General features: G+C 64.2%; 13 protein-coding genes. 1 reads left to right on the top strand and 12 read right to left on the bottom strand.

Annotated elements, in window-relative coordinates; genetic code table 11:
- Positions 1-95: 95 nt before the first annotated feature.
- The 12 genes from QA639_RS18700 to QA639_RS18645 all read right to left on the bottom strand — a co-directional run bounded on the left by QA639_RS18700 (position 96) and on the right by QA639_RS18645 (position 12988).
- Positions 96-1262 (bottom strand): acyl-CoA dehydrogenase family protein, encoded by a 1167-nt coding sequence (locus QA639_RS18700; RefSeq protein ID WP_028334997.1) that lies wholly within the window; start codon positions 1260-1262, stop codon positions 96-98.
- An 11-nt stretch (positions 1263-1273) separates the two neighbouring features.
- The gene (locus QA639_RS18695) at positions 1274-2473 is read right to left on the bottom strand and encodes a CaiB/BaiF CoA transferase family protein (RefSeq protein ID WP_028334996.1); all 1200 of its coding nucleotides are present in this window, start codon (positions 2471-2473) and stop codon (positions 1274-1276) included.
- Between the two features lie 172 nt (positions 2474-2645).
- A complete protein-coding gene (locus QA639_RS18690; protein ID WP_028334995.1) occupies positions 2646-2846 on the bottom strand; it encodes a hypothetical protein in 201 nt (66 codons plus the stop codon).
- Between the two features lie 143 nt (positions 2847-2989).
- Positions 2990-4528, bottom strand: a complete 1539-nt coding sequence (locus QA639_RS18685; protein WP_283090416.1) for a class I adenylate-forming enzyme family protein — start codon at positions 4526-4528, stop codon at positions 2990-2992.
- Between the two features lies 1 nt (position 4529).
- Complete coding sequence (locus tag QA639_RS18680; protein WP_050386355.1) at positions 4530-5699, bottom strand: acetyl-CoA acetyltransferase; 1170 nt, start codon at positions 5697-5699, stop codon at positions 4530-4532.
- A 45-nt stretch (positions 5700-5744) separates the two neighbouring features.
- On the bottom strand, positions 5745-6395 hold the full coding sequence (gene eda, locus QA639_RS18675; protein WP_028334992.1) for a bifunctional 4-hydroxy-2-oxoglutarate aldolase/2-dehydro-3-deoxy-phosphogluconate aldolase: 651 nt from the start codon (positions 6393-6395) through the stop codon (positions 5745-5747).
- Entirely contained in the window at positions 6392-7348 is a 957-nt protein-coding gene (locus QA639_RS18670) for a sugar kinase (RefSeq protein WP_028334991.1), read from the bottom strand. The genes eda and QA639_RS18670 overlap by 4 nt, the downstream gene beginning before the upstream one ends.
- Before the next feature lie 152 nt (positions 7349-7500).
- A complete protein-coding gene (gene denD, locus QA639_RS18665) occupies positions 7501-8487 on the bottom strand; it encodes a D-erythronate dehydrogenase (protein ID WP_028334990.1) in 987 nt (328 codons plus the stop codon).
- Positions 8488-8539: 52 nt separating this feature from the next.
- Positions 8540-9463, bottom strand: a complete 924-nt coding sequence (locus tag QA639_RS18660; protein WP_016847193.1) for a carbohydrate ABC transporter permease — start codon at positions 9461-9463, stop codon at positions 8540-8542.
- Positions 9456-10415, bottom strand: coding sequence for a carbohydrate ABC transporter permease (locus QA639_RS18655; RefSeq protein WP_018271134.1), 960 nt, complete (start codon positions 10413-10415; stop codon positions 9456-9458). The genes QA639_RS18660 and QA639_RS18655 overlap by 8 nt, the downstream gene beginning before the upstream one ends.
- 109 nt (positions 10416-10524) lie before the next feature.
- Complete coding sequence (locus QA639_RS18650; RefSeq protein ID WP_028334989.1) at positions 10525-11844, bottom strand: ABC transporter substrate-binding protein; 1320 nt, start codon at positions 11842-11844, stop codon at positions 10525-10527.
- A gap of 76 nt (positions 11845-11920) precedes the next feature.
- A complete protein-coding gene (locus QA639_RS18645; protein ID WP_283090415.1) occupies positions 11921-12988 on the bottom strand; it encodes an ABC transporter ATP-binding protein in 1068 nt (355 codons plus the stop codon).
- 208 nt (positions 12989-13196) lie between these two features.
- On the opposite strand from QA639_RS18645, the gene gntR reads away from it, so the two are divergent.
- On the top strand, positions 13197-14225 hold the full coding sequence (gene gntR / locus QA639_RS18640; protein WP_050386361.1) for an HTH-type transcriptional regulator GntR: 1029 nt from the start codon (positions 13197-13199) through the stop codon (positions 14223-14225).
- Positions 14226-14269 lie beyond the last annotated feature (44 nt).

Here is a 14269-nt window from a genome sequence, read left to right as displayed (position 1 = left end):
TCCGGGATGGTCCGAAGGACCAGACCCGGAATCTCGAGATTCCGGGCTCGATGCTTCGCATCGCCCCGGAATGACGCCGTGGGAGCTTCCTATCATCAATACGACTTCGGAAGGCCGAGCACCTTCTCGCCGATGAAGCTGAGGATCAGCTGCGGACTGATCGGCGCGATGCGCGGGATCAGCGATTCCCGCAAGTAACGCTCGACGTGATACTCCTTGGCGTAGCCGAAGCCACCATGGGTCATCACCGCCTGCTCGCAGGCGCGGAAGCCGGCTTCCGCCGCGAGATATTTTGCGGAGTTGGCCGCGGGGCCGCAGGGCAGGTTCTGGTCATACTGCCAGCCGGCGCGCAGCACCATCAGCCAGGCAGCCTCCAGTTCCATCCAGCACTTCGCCAGAGGATGCTGAATCGCCTGGTTCATGCCGATCGGCCGATTGAACACGATGCGGCCCTTGGCGTATTCCGACGCCCGCTTCAGCGCGATCTGGCCGAGGCCGACGGCTTCGGCCGCGATCAGGATACGTTCCGGATTCATGCCGTGCAGGATGTATTCGAAGCCGCGGCCTTCCTCGCCGATGCGGTCTTCGACCGGGATCTCGAAATTCTCGAAGAACAGCTCGTTGGAATCGACCGGCTTGCGGCCCATCTTCTCGATCTCGTGCACGGTGACGCGCTTGCGGTCGAAATCGGTGTAGAACAGGCTGAGGCCATGGGTCGGGCTGCGCACTTCCTCCAGCGGCGTGGTGCGCGCGAGCAGCAGGATCTTGTTGGCGACCTGCGCGGTCGAGATCCACACCTTCTGGCCGTTGACGATGTATTTGTCGCCCTGCCGCACCGCGCGGGTCTTGAGCTGCGTGGTGTTGAGGCCGGTGTTGGGCTCGGTCACCGCGAAGCAGGACTTGTCGCGACCGTCGATGATCGGCGGCAACATGCGCTGGCACTGCTCCCTGGTGCCGAACACCACCACCGGATTGAGCCCGAACACGTTCATATGCACCGCGGACGCGCCGGACATGCCGGCGCCGGATTCGGAGATGGTGCGCATCATGATCGCGGCATCGGTGATGCCGAGCCCGGAGCCGCCATACTCCTCGGGGATGCAGATGCCGAGCCAGCCCGCATCGGCCAGCGCGCGGTGGAAGTCGGCCGGATAGCCGCCCTCCTTGTCCTTCTTCAGCCAGTAGGCCTCGTCGAAGCGCGAGCAGATCTTGGCGACGGCATCGCGGATCGATTCCTGGTTGGCGGAGAGTGCGAAATCCATCTGTCGTGCTCCTATGCCTGCACCGCTTTGGCCGCGCCGTCGCGCACCATCGCCGCGATCTCCTCGGTGGAGAAACCTGCCTCCTGCAAAATCTCCGCGCTGTGCTCGCCGAGCCGCGGCGCCAGCCGGCTCGGCTCGACCTTGGTCTCCGACCACCGCGCCGACGGCGTCATGCTGCGGATCCGGCCCTCGGTCGGGTGATCGACCACGGGGAAGACGCCGGTCGCGACCATATGAGGGTCCTCCAGCAGGCTTTCGAGATCGTGCATCGGCATCACCGGCACGTCGGCCTTTTCGAGGATCTCGTTCCACTCGGCCGTCGTCTTGGTCTGCAGGATGCGCGCGAGCTCGGCGTAGACGACATCGATATTGGTGGCGCGGCCGGCGAAGGTCGCGAATTTCGGATCGCTGCGCAGATCGTCGCGGCCGGTCGCCTTGAAGAAATTTTCCCACTGCTTGTCGTTGTAGACGATCACGCAGATATAGCCGTCGAGCGTCTTGTAAGGCCGCCGGTCCGGCGACAGATGCCGCGCATAGCCGCCCTTGTCGAGTGGCGGGTCGTAGGTCAGGCCGCCCATGTGATCGCCCATGACGAAGCCGGCCATGGTCTCGAACATAGGAATGTCGACGCGCTGGCCCTGCCCGGTACGGTCGCGATGCACGAGGCTCGCACAGATCGCGCCGACCGCGGTGAGGCCGACGATGCGATCGACCAGCGCATTCGGTACGTAGCGCGGCACGCCGTCCGAGGTTTGCGCCATCAGCGCCGGCAGCGCGGTCGCGCCCTGGATCAGATCGTCATAGGCGGGCTTGGCGGCATAAGGTCCCTCCTGGCCGAAGCCGAACACGCCGGCGTAGATCAGCCGAGGGTTGACCTTGGAAACGACGTCATAGCCGAGCTGCAGCCGCGCCATCGCCTGCGGCCGCACATTGTAGACCAGCACGTCGGCCTTCGCGATCAGCCGCAGCACCGCCTCGCGCCCCGCCGGCTTCTTCAGATCGAGGCAGACCGAGCGCTTGCTGCGGTTGGTGTTGAGGAACACCGGTCCCATGCCGGGATGCCGCGTCGGACCGATCTGCCGCGTCACGTCGCCATCGGGCGATTCCACCTTGATGACGTCGGCGCCGTAATCGCCCAGCATCTGCGTGGCGTAGGGTCCCATCAGCACGGTCGTCATGTCGACGACCTTGATACCCTGCAGTGGTCCCATCGTCCTGTTCGCTCCCGGATGTCGTGGTTATGGAGCTAGTAACGGGAGCTTTTCAAAGAGATCAAGCTGCGCCGGGCGTATGGGCGTATGCATGGCTGCGGCCGGGCCGCTTCCGTGCGGCGGAACGCAAGGTGGGCAAAACGAAGTGGATTCACCGCCGCCCTTATGCCGGCTACTGCCCCGTCATCACCTCGCGCGCCTTCAGGAGCTTTTCCAGTTCCGCATTCTGCTGCTCGAGCCGCTCGGCGATGCGCTCCTCGACTTCGGCGCCGGCTGCGCCTGCGGCCTGCTCGATCAGCTGCCTGATATTGTCCCGGAGGATCGCGATGCGATCGTTCACTTCCGACAGCGACAGAGACGTCTCGATTCCCATGGTCCGTTCTCCCGGTGACAAGCACAGGCAGCTTAGCGCGGCGGGAGGCGGCGGCCTATCCCTTAACCGCTTTAGCGACCCCAATCCCTACTGTGCATGGGGTTGTTTTCGATGTTTTCGATTCAACCCAGCCTCGCCGCGATTTAGCCCATGCCTTTGGCCAGCATCTCCCGCAGCGCGGTCTTCAGCACTTTGCCATAATTGTTCTTCGGCAGTGCACCGAGATAGACATAGCGCTTGGGCCGCTTGAAGCGGGCGATCGAGGCAAGGCAATGCGCGTCGAGCTTGCCGTCGTCGGCGGCGGCGCCGTCCGCGAGCACGACGCAGGCGACAACGATCTCGCCCCACTCCGGATCCGGCACGCCGATGGCCGAGACCTCGCGGACATCGGGATGGGTCAGCAGGGCTTCCTCGACCTCGCGCGGATAGATGTTGGTGCCGCCGGAGATGATTACGTCCTTGGAGCGGTCCGACAGCGTGAGGAAGCCGTCGGCATCGAGCCGGCCGACATCGCCGGTGCGCAGCCAGCCGTCCTTCAATGTCTCGGCGTTGGCCTTCGGATTGTTCCAGTAGCCGAGCATCACGGTCGCGCCCTTGACCTCGATCTCGCCGGTCTCCCCGGCAGGCAGCGGGTTGCCGTCCTTGTCGGTGATGCGCACGGTGACGACGCTCTGCGCCAGCCCGACCGAAGCCAGCCGTTCGAGATAGCGCGGATGATCGCTTCGGGCGTGCCAGCCGCGCGACAGCGCCGTGATGGTCATCGGCGACTCGCCCTGGCCGTAGATCTGCACGAAGCGCTGGCCCATCGTCGCCATCGCATCGGTGATGTCGGCCGTGTACATCGGACCGCCGCCATAGACGATGGTGCGCAGCCCCTCGCCGTTCTCGCCGCGCTTCTTCGCGGCGTCGACCAGGCGGCGCACCATCGTCGGGGCCGCGAACATCACGACATTGTCGAGCTGGCGGCCGAGGTTGAGCACCTCATCCGGATCGAAGCCGCCGGACTCCGGCACGACGTGGCGACCGCCCATCCGGACGTGCGGGAAATTGTAGAGGCCGGCGCCATGCGAGATCGGCGCGGCATAGAGCGAGGCATCCTGCGGCGTCGCCGGATCGACGTCGGCGAGATAGCACAGCGACATCGCGACCAGATTGCCGTGGCTGAGCATCACGCCCTTGGGACGGCCGGTGGTGCCCGATGTGTAGAACAGCCAGGCGAGATCGTTGTCTTCGCGCGGAAGCGGCGCAGGTGGGCCCTTGCCGCTTCGCATCGTCTTGTAAGCGTTGCTGTCGACCGACAGCGTGGTCATGCCGGCGGGGCAGTCGTCCTTCGCCTCGTTCAACGCACCGATCGTATCATCGGAGACGAAAGCGAGCTTGGCACCGCCATTGCCGCAGATCCACGCCGCCTCGCGGCCGTGCAGCTTGGCGTTGATCGGGATCGCGGCGGCGCCGATCCACCAGATGCCGTAGAGGCATTCGAGATATTGCGTGCAGTTCGACGCAAACAGCGCGATGCGGTCGCCCGCGGCAATGCCGTGATCACGCGCCAGCGCCGCCCCGATCGAGGCGGCGCGGCGGGCAAAGGTGGCGTAGTCGGCGTCGAGATCGAAACCGGTCAGCAGCGCCGGCGCGTCGGGACGCGCCCGTGCCGTCGCCGCCAGCCATTCGGCAATGTTCAAGCTACTTCGCCGGCTCGAGGATCGAGACGTAGTTGGCGACTGCGGCGCCGCCCATGTTGAAGATGCCGCCGATCTGCGGGTTCTTGAGCTGCATGCCCTCGGGCGCCTGCCCCGTGAGCTGCATCGCGCTCATCACATGCATGGAGACGCCGGTGGCGCCGATCGGGTGACCCTTGGCCTTGAGGCCGCCGGACGGATTGACCGGCAGCTTGCCGTCCTTCTGGGTCCAGCCTTCCATGATCGCGCGCGCGCCCTGTCCCTTCGGCGTCAGGCCCATCGCTTCATATTCGATCAGTTCGGCGACGGTGAAGCAGTCATGGGTCTCGACGAAGGACAGATCGGAGAGCTGCAAGCCGGCCTTCTGCAGCGCACGCTGCCAGGCGGTGGTGCAGCCTTCGAACTGCAGGATGTCGCGCTTGGACATCGGCAGGAAATCCTGCGCATGCGCGGTGGCGCGGATGTTCACCGCCTTGCCCATGGTCTTGGCGGTCTCGGCGTCGGTCAGCACCAGCGCGGCGGCGCCGTCCGAGACCAGCGAGCAGTCGGTACGCTTCAAGGGACCGGCGACGAACGGGTTCTTGTCGCTCTCGGCGCGGCAGAACTCGAAGCCGAAATCCTTGCGCATCTGCGCATAGGGATTGGCGACGCCGTTCTTGTGGTTCTTGGCGGCGATCATCGCCAGCGCATCCGACTGGTCGCCGTATTTCTGGAAATAGGCCTGCGCAATCTTGCCGAATACGCCGGCGAAGCCGCCGACCGTGTCGCCGTCCTCGGGCAGATACGACGCCTTGAGCAGGTTCTTGCCGATCTCCGGGCCCGGCGTCCTCGTCATCTGCTCGACGCCGACCACCAGCACGATCTTCGCAGCGCCCGCCTCGATGGCGCGGATGCCCTGATGCACGGCGGCCGATCCGGTGGCGCAGGCATTCTCGACCCGGGTGGTCGGCTTGAAGCGCAGCGCCGGATTGGCCTGCAGCACCAGCGAGGCCGTAAAATCCTGGGGCGAGAAGCCGGCGTTGAAATGGCCGAGCATGATCTCGTCGACATCGGACGCGGCGATGCCGGCGTCAGCCAGCGCCTCGTTGGCGACCTTGACCACGAGACCCTCGACGGTCTCCGCGTCGAATTTTCCGAATGGCGTGTGCGCCCAACCCACGATGCTGGCGGTCATGGCTGTATCTCCCTGTTCCTGTTCGGAGGGTTATGTAGCGTATCTTCAGGCGGCTTTCAGCGTTTTCATCGCCGTCGCGCACATGGCGGTTATGCCGGCCCAATTGCCGGCGCGGATATCGGCCGCCGGGCACAGCCAGGAACCGCCGACCGCCAGCACATTGGGCTCGGCGAGCCAGGTCGCCGCATTGGCCTCACTGACCCCGCCGGTCGGGCACACCCTGACCTGCGGAAATGGCCCGGCCAGAGCCCGCAGTGCCTTGATACCGCCCGCCTGCTCGGCCGGGAAGAATTTGACGATGTCGAAGCCGTGGGCCAGCGCCTGCATCAGCTCGGAGGCGGTCGCGATCCCCGGCGCGAACGGCAACCGGCTGGAGGCAGCCGCCGCCAACAGCTCCGGCGTCGCACCCGGGCTGATGCCGAATTTGGCGCCCAGCGCCTCGGCGCGCGCCAGGTCATCACCATTGAGGATCGTGCCGATCCCGACGATCGCCTCCGGCACACCGGCGATGATGGCCTTGGCCGCGTCGACCGCGACCGCCGTCCGCAGTGTCACCTCGAGCGTCTGCACGCCTCCGGCGACCAGCGCCTTCGCAAGCGGCACCGCGTCCTCGAGCCGCTCGATGGTCAGCACCGGGATCACGGTGGCCTGGCGGATCAGCTCAGCGATCTGGTCCTGCTTCGATGTCGTTGTCATTGCGAGGCCTTGCGGGATGGTGGGAGACGAAGCGCCTTTTTCGGCGGCATGGCGTAGCGCGGAATGATCGCGCCGGGATAGCACACCACGACACCGGCCAGCCGATGGCCGGCGCGCGCCGCCTCCTCGGGCTCGGCGCCGCCGAGCCGGGCGGCGAGATAGGCGGCGGCAAAGCTGTCGCCAGCCGCGGTGGTATCGACCACTGGCTTGGTGAGCTGCTCCGCCTTCACCTCGCGCGTTCCGCCGGCCGAGCGCACGATGCAGGCCGGCTCGGCGAGCTTCAGCACCACCTCGGGGCTCGAGATACCCGCAAGCAGCGCCGTGTTGCTCTCGCCGGGATAAAGCGGCGCCAGATCCTCGGTCGAGGCAAGCACGATATCGGCCGTCTCGAACGCGCTGCTGAAGGCCTTGCGCGCGATGTTCAGGTCCGGCCAGCCGCGGGCGCGGAAATTGGTGTCGAACGCGAACCGCGTCCCCAGCAGCCGCGCACGCTTCAGCGCCGCCAGCAATCGCTCTTGCCCATCCTCGCGCAGGATCGAGAGCGTGATCGCCGAGAGATAGACGAGGTCATAGGTCGCAAGCGAGTTCAGGATGTCTTCCGTTTCGGGCAGATCCATCAGGTCGCGGGCGGCGGCGCTGTCACGCCAGTGGAAGAAGCGCCGCTCGCCCTTGTCGTCGGTCTGGATCAGATAGAGGCCGGGCAGCTTGCCCGCCGATCGCACGACATGCTTGGTCCCGATGCCTTCGCTCGTCCAGCCCGCGATCATCTCATCGCTCAGGGCATCATCGCCGAGCGCCGTGAAGTAATCGACGTGGATGCCGAGCCGGGACAGATAGACCGCGGTGTTGAGCGTGTCGCCGCCATAGGAGCGCGAATACAGCCCGCCGAGCTGGCCGCCAGGGGCCTGGCGCAGCTCGATCATGCATTCGCCGATGCTGGCAACTCTGGTCATCTCGAGCGCCGCGCTAAAGCGCGATGAAGCTTGGTTGAATCATCATCGCGCCTTAGCCCCTTGTCTGAGCATGATCTCCGCGCAAACGCGTTCCGCGTTTGTCGCGAGGGAAAACCGCTTCGCATTTTTCCGGATCATGCTTTAGCCCGCACTCAGGCGGCGAACTTGCCGCCGAGTTCGTCCTCGATATGGATCCGGATGATATCGTCGAACGTCTTCTCGGCCGTGGTGAATCCAAGCTTCAGCGCGCGGTCGGTGGCGAAATCGCGCGGCCAGCCCGAAACGATGCTGATGATGGTCGGATCAGGCACCCGCTTGATCCGCGCGGTGACGTTCTTGCCGGCGACGCGCTCCAGCGACGCGATCTGCTCGCCGACGGTGACGGACATCCCGGGCATGCTGAGATTGCGCCGCGGCCCCATCGCATCGAGATCCATCGTGCCGGCGTGGACCAGAAAGCCGACCGCCGATTTCGGCGAGGCATGCCAGTGCCGGACGTCCTCGGAGACCGGCAACACCGCCTCCTCTCCCGCCAGCGGCTCGCGGATGATGTTGGAGAAGAAGCCGGACGCCGCCTTGTTCGGCTTGCCCGGACGCACGCAGATTGTCGGCAGGCGGATCGAGATCCCGTCGAGCAGGCCCTTGCGGGTGTAATCGTTGATCAGGAGCTCGCAGATCGACTTCTGGGTACCGTAGCTCGTCAGCGGCGTGTGGAAGAACTCGTCGCCGATCTTCTCGGGGAACGGCGCGCCGAACACCGCGATCGAGGACGTGAACACCAGCCGCGGCTTGTAGCCGCCGCCGACGGCACGGATGGCGTCGATCAGATAGCGGGTGCCGTCGAGGTTGATCCGGTAGCCCTTGTCGAACTCGGCCTCAGCCTCGCCCGAGACGATCGCGGCGAGATGGAAGATCACCTCGGGACGTTCGGCGATCAGGGGCGCCGCGGCCCCGGCATCGGCGAAATCGGATGCGACCACATTGACGGGGATCGAGGCGTTCGCAGGCTTGGCCGGCGCGACCACGTCCTGCAGCGTCATCCGGGTGATCTCCTGCTTGCCGAGGCGGCCCTCGCGCAAGAGACGCTCGGTCAGCTTGCGGCCGACCATGCCGGCGGCGCCCAGAATCAGAATGTGCACGACCCTGCTCCTTTTCTTGTCTTGTTCGAATTCAGCTGCGGGCCTTGCGCGCTCATTCCTTCACGGCACCCGTCATCGCCGAGACATAATGCTCTACGAAGAACGCGTAAAGAATAACCAGCGGCAGCGAGCCGCATAGCGCCCCTGCCATCAGGGACCCCCAGCGATAGATGTCACCGTCAACGAATTCGTTGACGATGGCGACCGGCACGGTCTTGTTCGGGGTCGACTGCAGGAACGTCAGCGCATAGATGAATTCGTTCCAGCACAGGGTGAAGCAGAAGATGAAGGCCGAGATCAGGCCGGGGACGGCGAGCGGCAGCACGATCTTGATCAGGATCTGCCAGCGGCTGGCGCCGTCGATCAGTGCGCATTCCTCGAGCTCGAACGGAATGGTCTTGAAATAGCCCATCAACAGCCAGGTCGAGAACGGAATCAGGATCGTCGGATAGGTCAGGATCAGCGCCAGGGGCGAGTCGAACAGGCCGTACTGGAACACGACGGTCGCGAGCGGAATGAACAGGATCGACGGCGGCACCAGATAGGCCAGGAAGATCAGGCCGCCGACGACGTTGGCGCCCTTGTAGCGCAGCCGCACGATCGCATAGGCCGCGAGCACGCTCGCGATGATCGACAGCACGGTGGCGCCCACCGCCACATACATCGTGTTCCAGAGCCAATGCGGATAGTAGCTCTCGAACAGCAGCTTGTGGATATGCTTGAAGGTCGGATTCCAGGTCCAGAACGGATTGTACTTGTCGAGATCGAGCAGTTGCTCGTCCGGCTTGATCGCCGTCAGCCCCATCCAATAGAACGGGAACAGCAGGATGATCACGATGATCGACAACGGGATGTAGAGCGTCACGATCCGCCGCGGCACCGACTGCAGGTAGCTCATGCCCTCGCTGTTGTCGACGCGCGACGGCGTCGACAGGATGCTCTTGAGGTCGACCTTGGAGGCGGGAAGATCAGTCATTGCTCTCTCCCTGCTGCCACTTCCTGCGTTGCAGGCCGAACCATGACACCATGATCGCGGCGAGCAGGAACGGGATCATCGCGCTCGAGATCGCGGCGCCCTCGCCCAGCTGCCCCGCGATGATCGCGCGCTGATACGACAGCGTCGCCATCAAATGAGTGGCGTTGACCGGGCCGCCGCGGGTCATCGCCCAGATCAGCTGGAAGTCGGTGAAGGTGAACAGCACCGAGAACGTCATCACGACGGCGATGATCGGCGTCAGCAAGGGATAGGTGATGTAACGGAACATCTGCCAGCGTGAAGCGCCATCCAGGGTCGCCGCCTCATACAGCGAAGGCTGCACGGTTTGCAGGCCCGCCAGCAGCGTGATCGCGACGAACGGCACGCCGCGCCAGATATTGGCGAAGATCACGCAGATCCGGGCCCAAGTGGTATCGCCGAGGAAATTGATGTTCTGGGTGATCAGGCCAAGGTGCTTCAGCGACCAGGAGATGATCGAGAACTGGGAATCGAAGATCCACCAGAACGCCAGCGCCGACAGCACGGTCGGCACGATGAAGGGGATCAGCACCGCGGCGCGCAACAGCGCCTTGAACGGCATGCGCTCGTTGAGCAGCAGCGCCAGATAGAGCCCGACCGCGAACTTCACGGCGCTCGCGATGAAGGTGTAGAGCAGCGTGTTGAAGACCGACAGCCAGAAGATGGCGTCGTCCCACAGCCATTCATAGTTCTCGGTGCCGATGAAATGACCGACGCGGCCGATGCGGGTGTCGGTGAAGGACAGCCAGATGCCGAGCCCCAGCGGATAGGCCAGGAAGAAGATCAGGAACGCCATCGCCGGCAACATGAACCAGAAGCCGAGCCAGTTCTTGTTGTGGCGGAGCTGATCCCAGGCGGTCGCTTCGCGGATTTCGGTTTTCGCACGTCGCGGCGCAAGGGCGATGTCAGCCATAGGCGATGTCCCGATTGCTCAACGGATTGAGCATGACTACGCAATATTCCAATGATGGCATTCCAATGATGACGCGGGCGGCGGCGCTCCGCCGCCCGCGGCCATCACATCAGCGATAGATACGCTTCAGCTGCCGTTCGGCTTCCGCCATCGCGGCCTTGCCGTCCTTGGCACCGGTGCAGTAGTTCGCGAACATGTCGACCACGATGAAGTCGGCGATCGCGGTCGCGGCCTTCTCGCCGGGCGTGCCGATGCCGGAGGCCGGCAGCGCGCGCTTCGAGGCCTGGCCGAACACCGCGTTCTTCGGATCGGCGGTCCACACCGGAGCCGAGTCGTAGGCGTTCAGCGTATGGGTCAGATAGCCCCGCGCGCCGGTCAGCCACTTGTCGTAATTCTCCTTCTCCAGCATGAAGGCGACGAAAGCCTTTGCCGCGTTCGGATACTTCGTAAAGTTGAACGCGAGGATCGGAACCGCGAGCTGCAGCTCGGTCGGCTTGCCGATCGGCCCGACCGGCCACAGCGCGTGGTCGATATCGTCCGCGAGCTCCTTCTTGCTCGGGTCGTCCTTGGCGGCGATGTAGATCGAGATGCCGTTCGAGGTCAGGAACAATTCGCCAGACAGGAACGCCTTGTTGTTGGAGGAGTCGTTCCAGGACGCGACACCCGGAATGAAGGTCTCCGACAGCGCCTTGGCATATTCCAGCGCCTTCATCGTCTCCGGCGAGTTGATGATGACCTTGTCGTCTTTGTCGACGGTCCAGCCATTGAAGCCCCACAGGATGTTGTGCACCCAGGCATTGGCGTCGCCGGTGGCATGGCCAAGCGCGAATCCGGCCGGCGTGTTGTTCTTCTTCAGCGCCTTGCACAGTTCGAGATAGGCCGGGAAGTCGGACGGCACCTGCTTGAAGCCGGCCTTTTCAACCGCCGACTTGCGGTAGGTCAAATAGCCGCCGACGGTCGCGACAGGAATGCCGAGCCAGTCATTGCCCTTCTTGCAGGTTGTGGCGGCAGCCTCGGTCCACCCGCCGTACTTCTTGCCGAGATAATCGGCAACGTCGTTCATCGGGAGGACCTTGGTCGGAAACAGCTGCGGCAGCGTGTGCAGGCCCCAGGCCAGATCGAGGCCCGAACCGGTGTTGGCGGCGACGGAGGCTTTCGGCTGCACGTCCTCGAAGGATTCCGAGAACACATTCATCTCGGTGCCGGTCGCCGACTTGAAGGCTGCGACCATCGCGTTGAACGCATCGTCTTCCGACGGCACGAAGCGCTTCCAGCGCATCACGGTGAGCTTGGCGCCGGGCTCCGCCTTCCAGGGCGCGCTCTGCGCCCAGGCCTTGGCGAAGTCAAACAGCGCCGGCCCGGTGAGCATGCCGGTTGCAGCCAGCGCCGTGCCGCCCTGAAGTAGCGAGCGGCGAGTAAAATCGTGCATCGTCCTTCTCCCTATGATTGTGTTTTTGTTGTTTTTGATCTGGCCTGTTGGTCGGCCATTAAGATCGATCGGTCCGTCAGTTGTTCAGTCGTTTCCCCGTCGAATCGTCGAACAGATGGACCAGCGACGGATCCGGCTTGAGCCGAACCTTGTCGCCCGGGTTGAACAGATGGCGCTCGCGGAACACGGCGACGACCTGCTCGCCGCCGAGCTTGGCGAACACCTGGGTCTCCGAGCCGGTCGGCTCGACCACCACGATCTCGGCCTCGGCGCCGTCATCGGCGATGGTGAAGTGCTCGGGCCGCACGCCGTAGACCGCGGGTTGGCCGTCGGAATTGGCCGGCGCCGATTTCAGCGGCAGCCTGACGCCGTTCGGTCCCTCGAAATAGGCGGCGCCGTTCACCTTCACATTGCCCTTGAGGAAATTCATCGCCGGCGAACCGATGAAACCAGCCACGAACTGGTTCGCCGGCGTGTCATAGAGCTCGAGCGGCGAGCCCATCTGCTCGACGATGCCGTCATGCATCACCACGATCTTGTCGGCCATGGTCATGGCCTCGATCTGGTCGTGGGTGACGTAGACGGTCGTGGTCTTCAGCCGCTGGTGCAGCTCCTTGATCTCGGTGCGCATCGCAACACGCAGCTTGGCGTCGAGGTTCGACAGCGGCTCGTCGAACAGGAACACCTGGGGATCGCGCACGATGGCGCGGCCCATCGCGACGCGCTGGCGCTGGCCACCCGAAAGCTGGCGAGGATAGCGCTCGAGCAGCGGCGTCAGTGCGAGGATTTCCGCAGCGCGCTTGACGCCGGTCGAGATCTCTTCGGGCTTGGCGCCGCGCAGCTTGAGCGAGAAGCCCATGTTGTCGGCAACCGTCATGTGCGGGTAGAGCGCGTAGTTCTGGAACACCATCGCAATGTCGCGCTCTTTGGGCTGGACATTGTTGACGACGCGGTCACCGATCGAGATCGTGCCGGAGGTGATATTCTCGAGCCCCGCCAGCATGCGCAGCAGGGTCGACTTGCCGCAGCCGGAGGGGCCGACCAGAACGACGAACTCGCCGTCCTCGATCGGGATCGACACGCCGTGCAGAACCTCAAAATTGCCGAATGATTTCCGCACGTCGCGAATCTGGACCGACGACATCCACTTCCCTCCCTCAAGTTCCCGACGACGTACGACGAGTGCCGCCACCGCTCTGTTTTGTGTTCCGGCCGCGCTGGGTACGCGGCGCTGTTGGACTGGCGTTATTGTCCGCAGTTTATCCGGTTTTGGCAATCGTTCGATTAGCAATCGCTTGGTAGCGCTGTCAATATCAGTTTGTCTGCGACGAACGTCGTGATATGAGCGGCAAATGGCCCGAAAGCGCATCACGCCAGGCAAGATCCGGCTCGCCGAAGTCGCGAAGCTCGCCGGTGTCAGCCCGATTACGGCCTCACGGTTCTTCAGGAATCCGGAAGCACTTTCGGCCGGTAAGCGCGCGCGGGTCGAAAGTGCGGCAAAAGAACTCGGTTACGTGCCCAATCTCGCGGCACGCGCGCTTGCGTCGCAGCGCACCGAGGTGATCGGTGTCCTGATCCCGTCGCTGACCAACAACGTGTTCTCCGACGTGCTGCGCGGCATCTATGACGCGCTCGACGGCAGTCGCTACAGCATTCAGCTCGCCAACACCCGCTACAGCATCCTGCAGGAAGAGCGCCTGCTGCGTCTGTTTCTGGCACAGAAGCCCGCCGGGCTGATCATTACCGGCATCAACCAGACCGCCGATTCCCGCCGCATCATGGAGACGGTCGATTGTCCGATCGTCCAGATCATGGAGGTCGGTCCCTCCCCGATCGACATGATGATCGGATTCTCGCATTTTGACGCCGCAAAAGCGGCCATCGCCCACCTGCTCGCGCAGGGCTACCGGCGGATCGGATTCCTCGGCGCGCGGATGGATCCGCGGGTGCAGCGCCGGCTCGACGGTTATCGCTCCGCGATGACCGACACTGGGCTGTTCGATCCACAGCTTATTGTGACGACGGCGATCCCGACCTCGGTCACGCTCGGCGGGACGCTGTTTGCCGACCTGCTCGCCAAGGCGCCCGACATCGATGCGGTGTTCTGCGTCAATGACGACCTTGCGCTCGGCGCGCTGTTCGAATGCAAGCGCCGGCACATGGCGGTGCCGGAGCAGATAGCGATCGTCGGCTTCAATGACCTCGAATTCATGGCGTCGAGCGAGCCGACCTTGAGCAGCGTGCGCACCAATCGCTACGAAATGGGCAGAAACGCTGCCGTGATGGTTATCGAGACGCTGGAAGGGCGCCGGCCCGCCGAACCCGTCGTCGATCTCGGCTTCAGTGTCATGGAACGGCAAAGCTCGGCGCGACGCAATTGACGTCGCCCGGCAGCTGCCCGTCATAAGGGACGCGAAAAATGATA

This window comes from Bradyrhizobium pachyrhizi (genome assembly GCF_029714545.1).
GTDB classification, from domain to species: domain Bacteria; phylum Pseudomonadota; class Alphaproteobacteria; order Rhizobiales; family Xanthobacteraceae; genus Bradyrhizobium; species Bradyrhizobium pachyrhizi.
This window is presented reverse-complemented; position numbering and strand designations above follow the sequence as displayed.

Excerpts from the sequence above, each read along its gene's own strand:
- QA639_RS18680 (WP_050386355.1), bottom strand. The coding sequence starts at position 5,699 with ATGACCGCCAGCATCGTGGGTTGGGCGCACACGCCATTCGGAAAATTC.
- QA639_RS18655 (WP_018271134.1), bottom strand. The coding sequence starts at position 10,415 with ATGGCTGACATCGCCCTTGCGCCGCGACGTGCGAAAACCGAAATCCGC.
- gntR (WP_050386361.1), top strand. The coding sequence starts at position 13,197 with ATGGCCCGAAAGCGCATCACGCCAGGCAAGATCCGGCTCGCCGAAGTC.
- QA639_RS18645 (WP_283090415.1), bottom strand. The coding sequence starts at position 12,988 with ATGTCGTCGGTCCAGATTCGCGACGTGCGGAAATCATTCGGCAATTTT.
- eda (WP_028334992.1), bottom strand. The coding sequence starts at position 6,395 with ATGACAACGACATCGAAGCAGGACCAGATCGCTGAGCTGATCCGCCAG.
- QA639_RS18700 (WP_028334997.1), bottom strand. The coding sequence starts at position 1,262 with ATGGATTTCGCACTCTCCGCCAACCAGGAATCGATCCGCGATGCCGTC.
- QA639_RS18660 (WP_016847193.1), bottom strand. The coding sequence starts at position 9,463 with ATGACTGATCTTCCCGCCTCCAAGGTCGACCTCAAGAGCATCCTGTCG.
- QA639_RS18650 (WP_028334989.1), bottom strand. The coding sequence starts at position 11,844 with ATGCACGATTTTACTCGCCGCTCGCTACTTCAGGGCGGCACGGCGCTG.
- QA639_RS18695 (WP_028334996.1), bottom strand. The coding sequence starts at position 2,473 with ATGGGACCACTGCAGGGTATCAAGGTCGTCGACATGACGACCGTGCTG.
- QA639_RS18670 (WP_028334991.1), bottom strand. The coding sequence starts at position 7,348 with ATGACCAGAGTTGCCAGCATCGGCGAATGCATGATCGAGCTGCGCCAG.
- QA639_RS18690 (WP_028334995.1), bottom strand. The coding sequence starts at position 2,846 with ATGGGAATCGAGACGTCTCTGTCGCTGTCGGAAGTGAACGATCGCATC.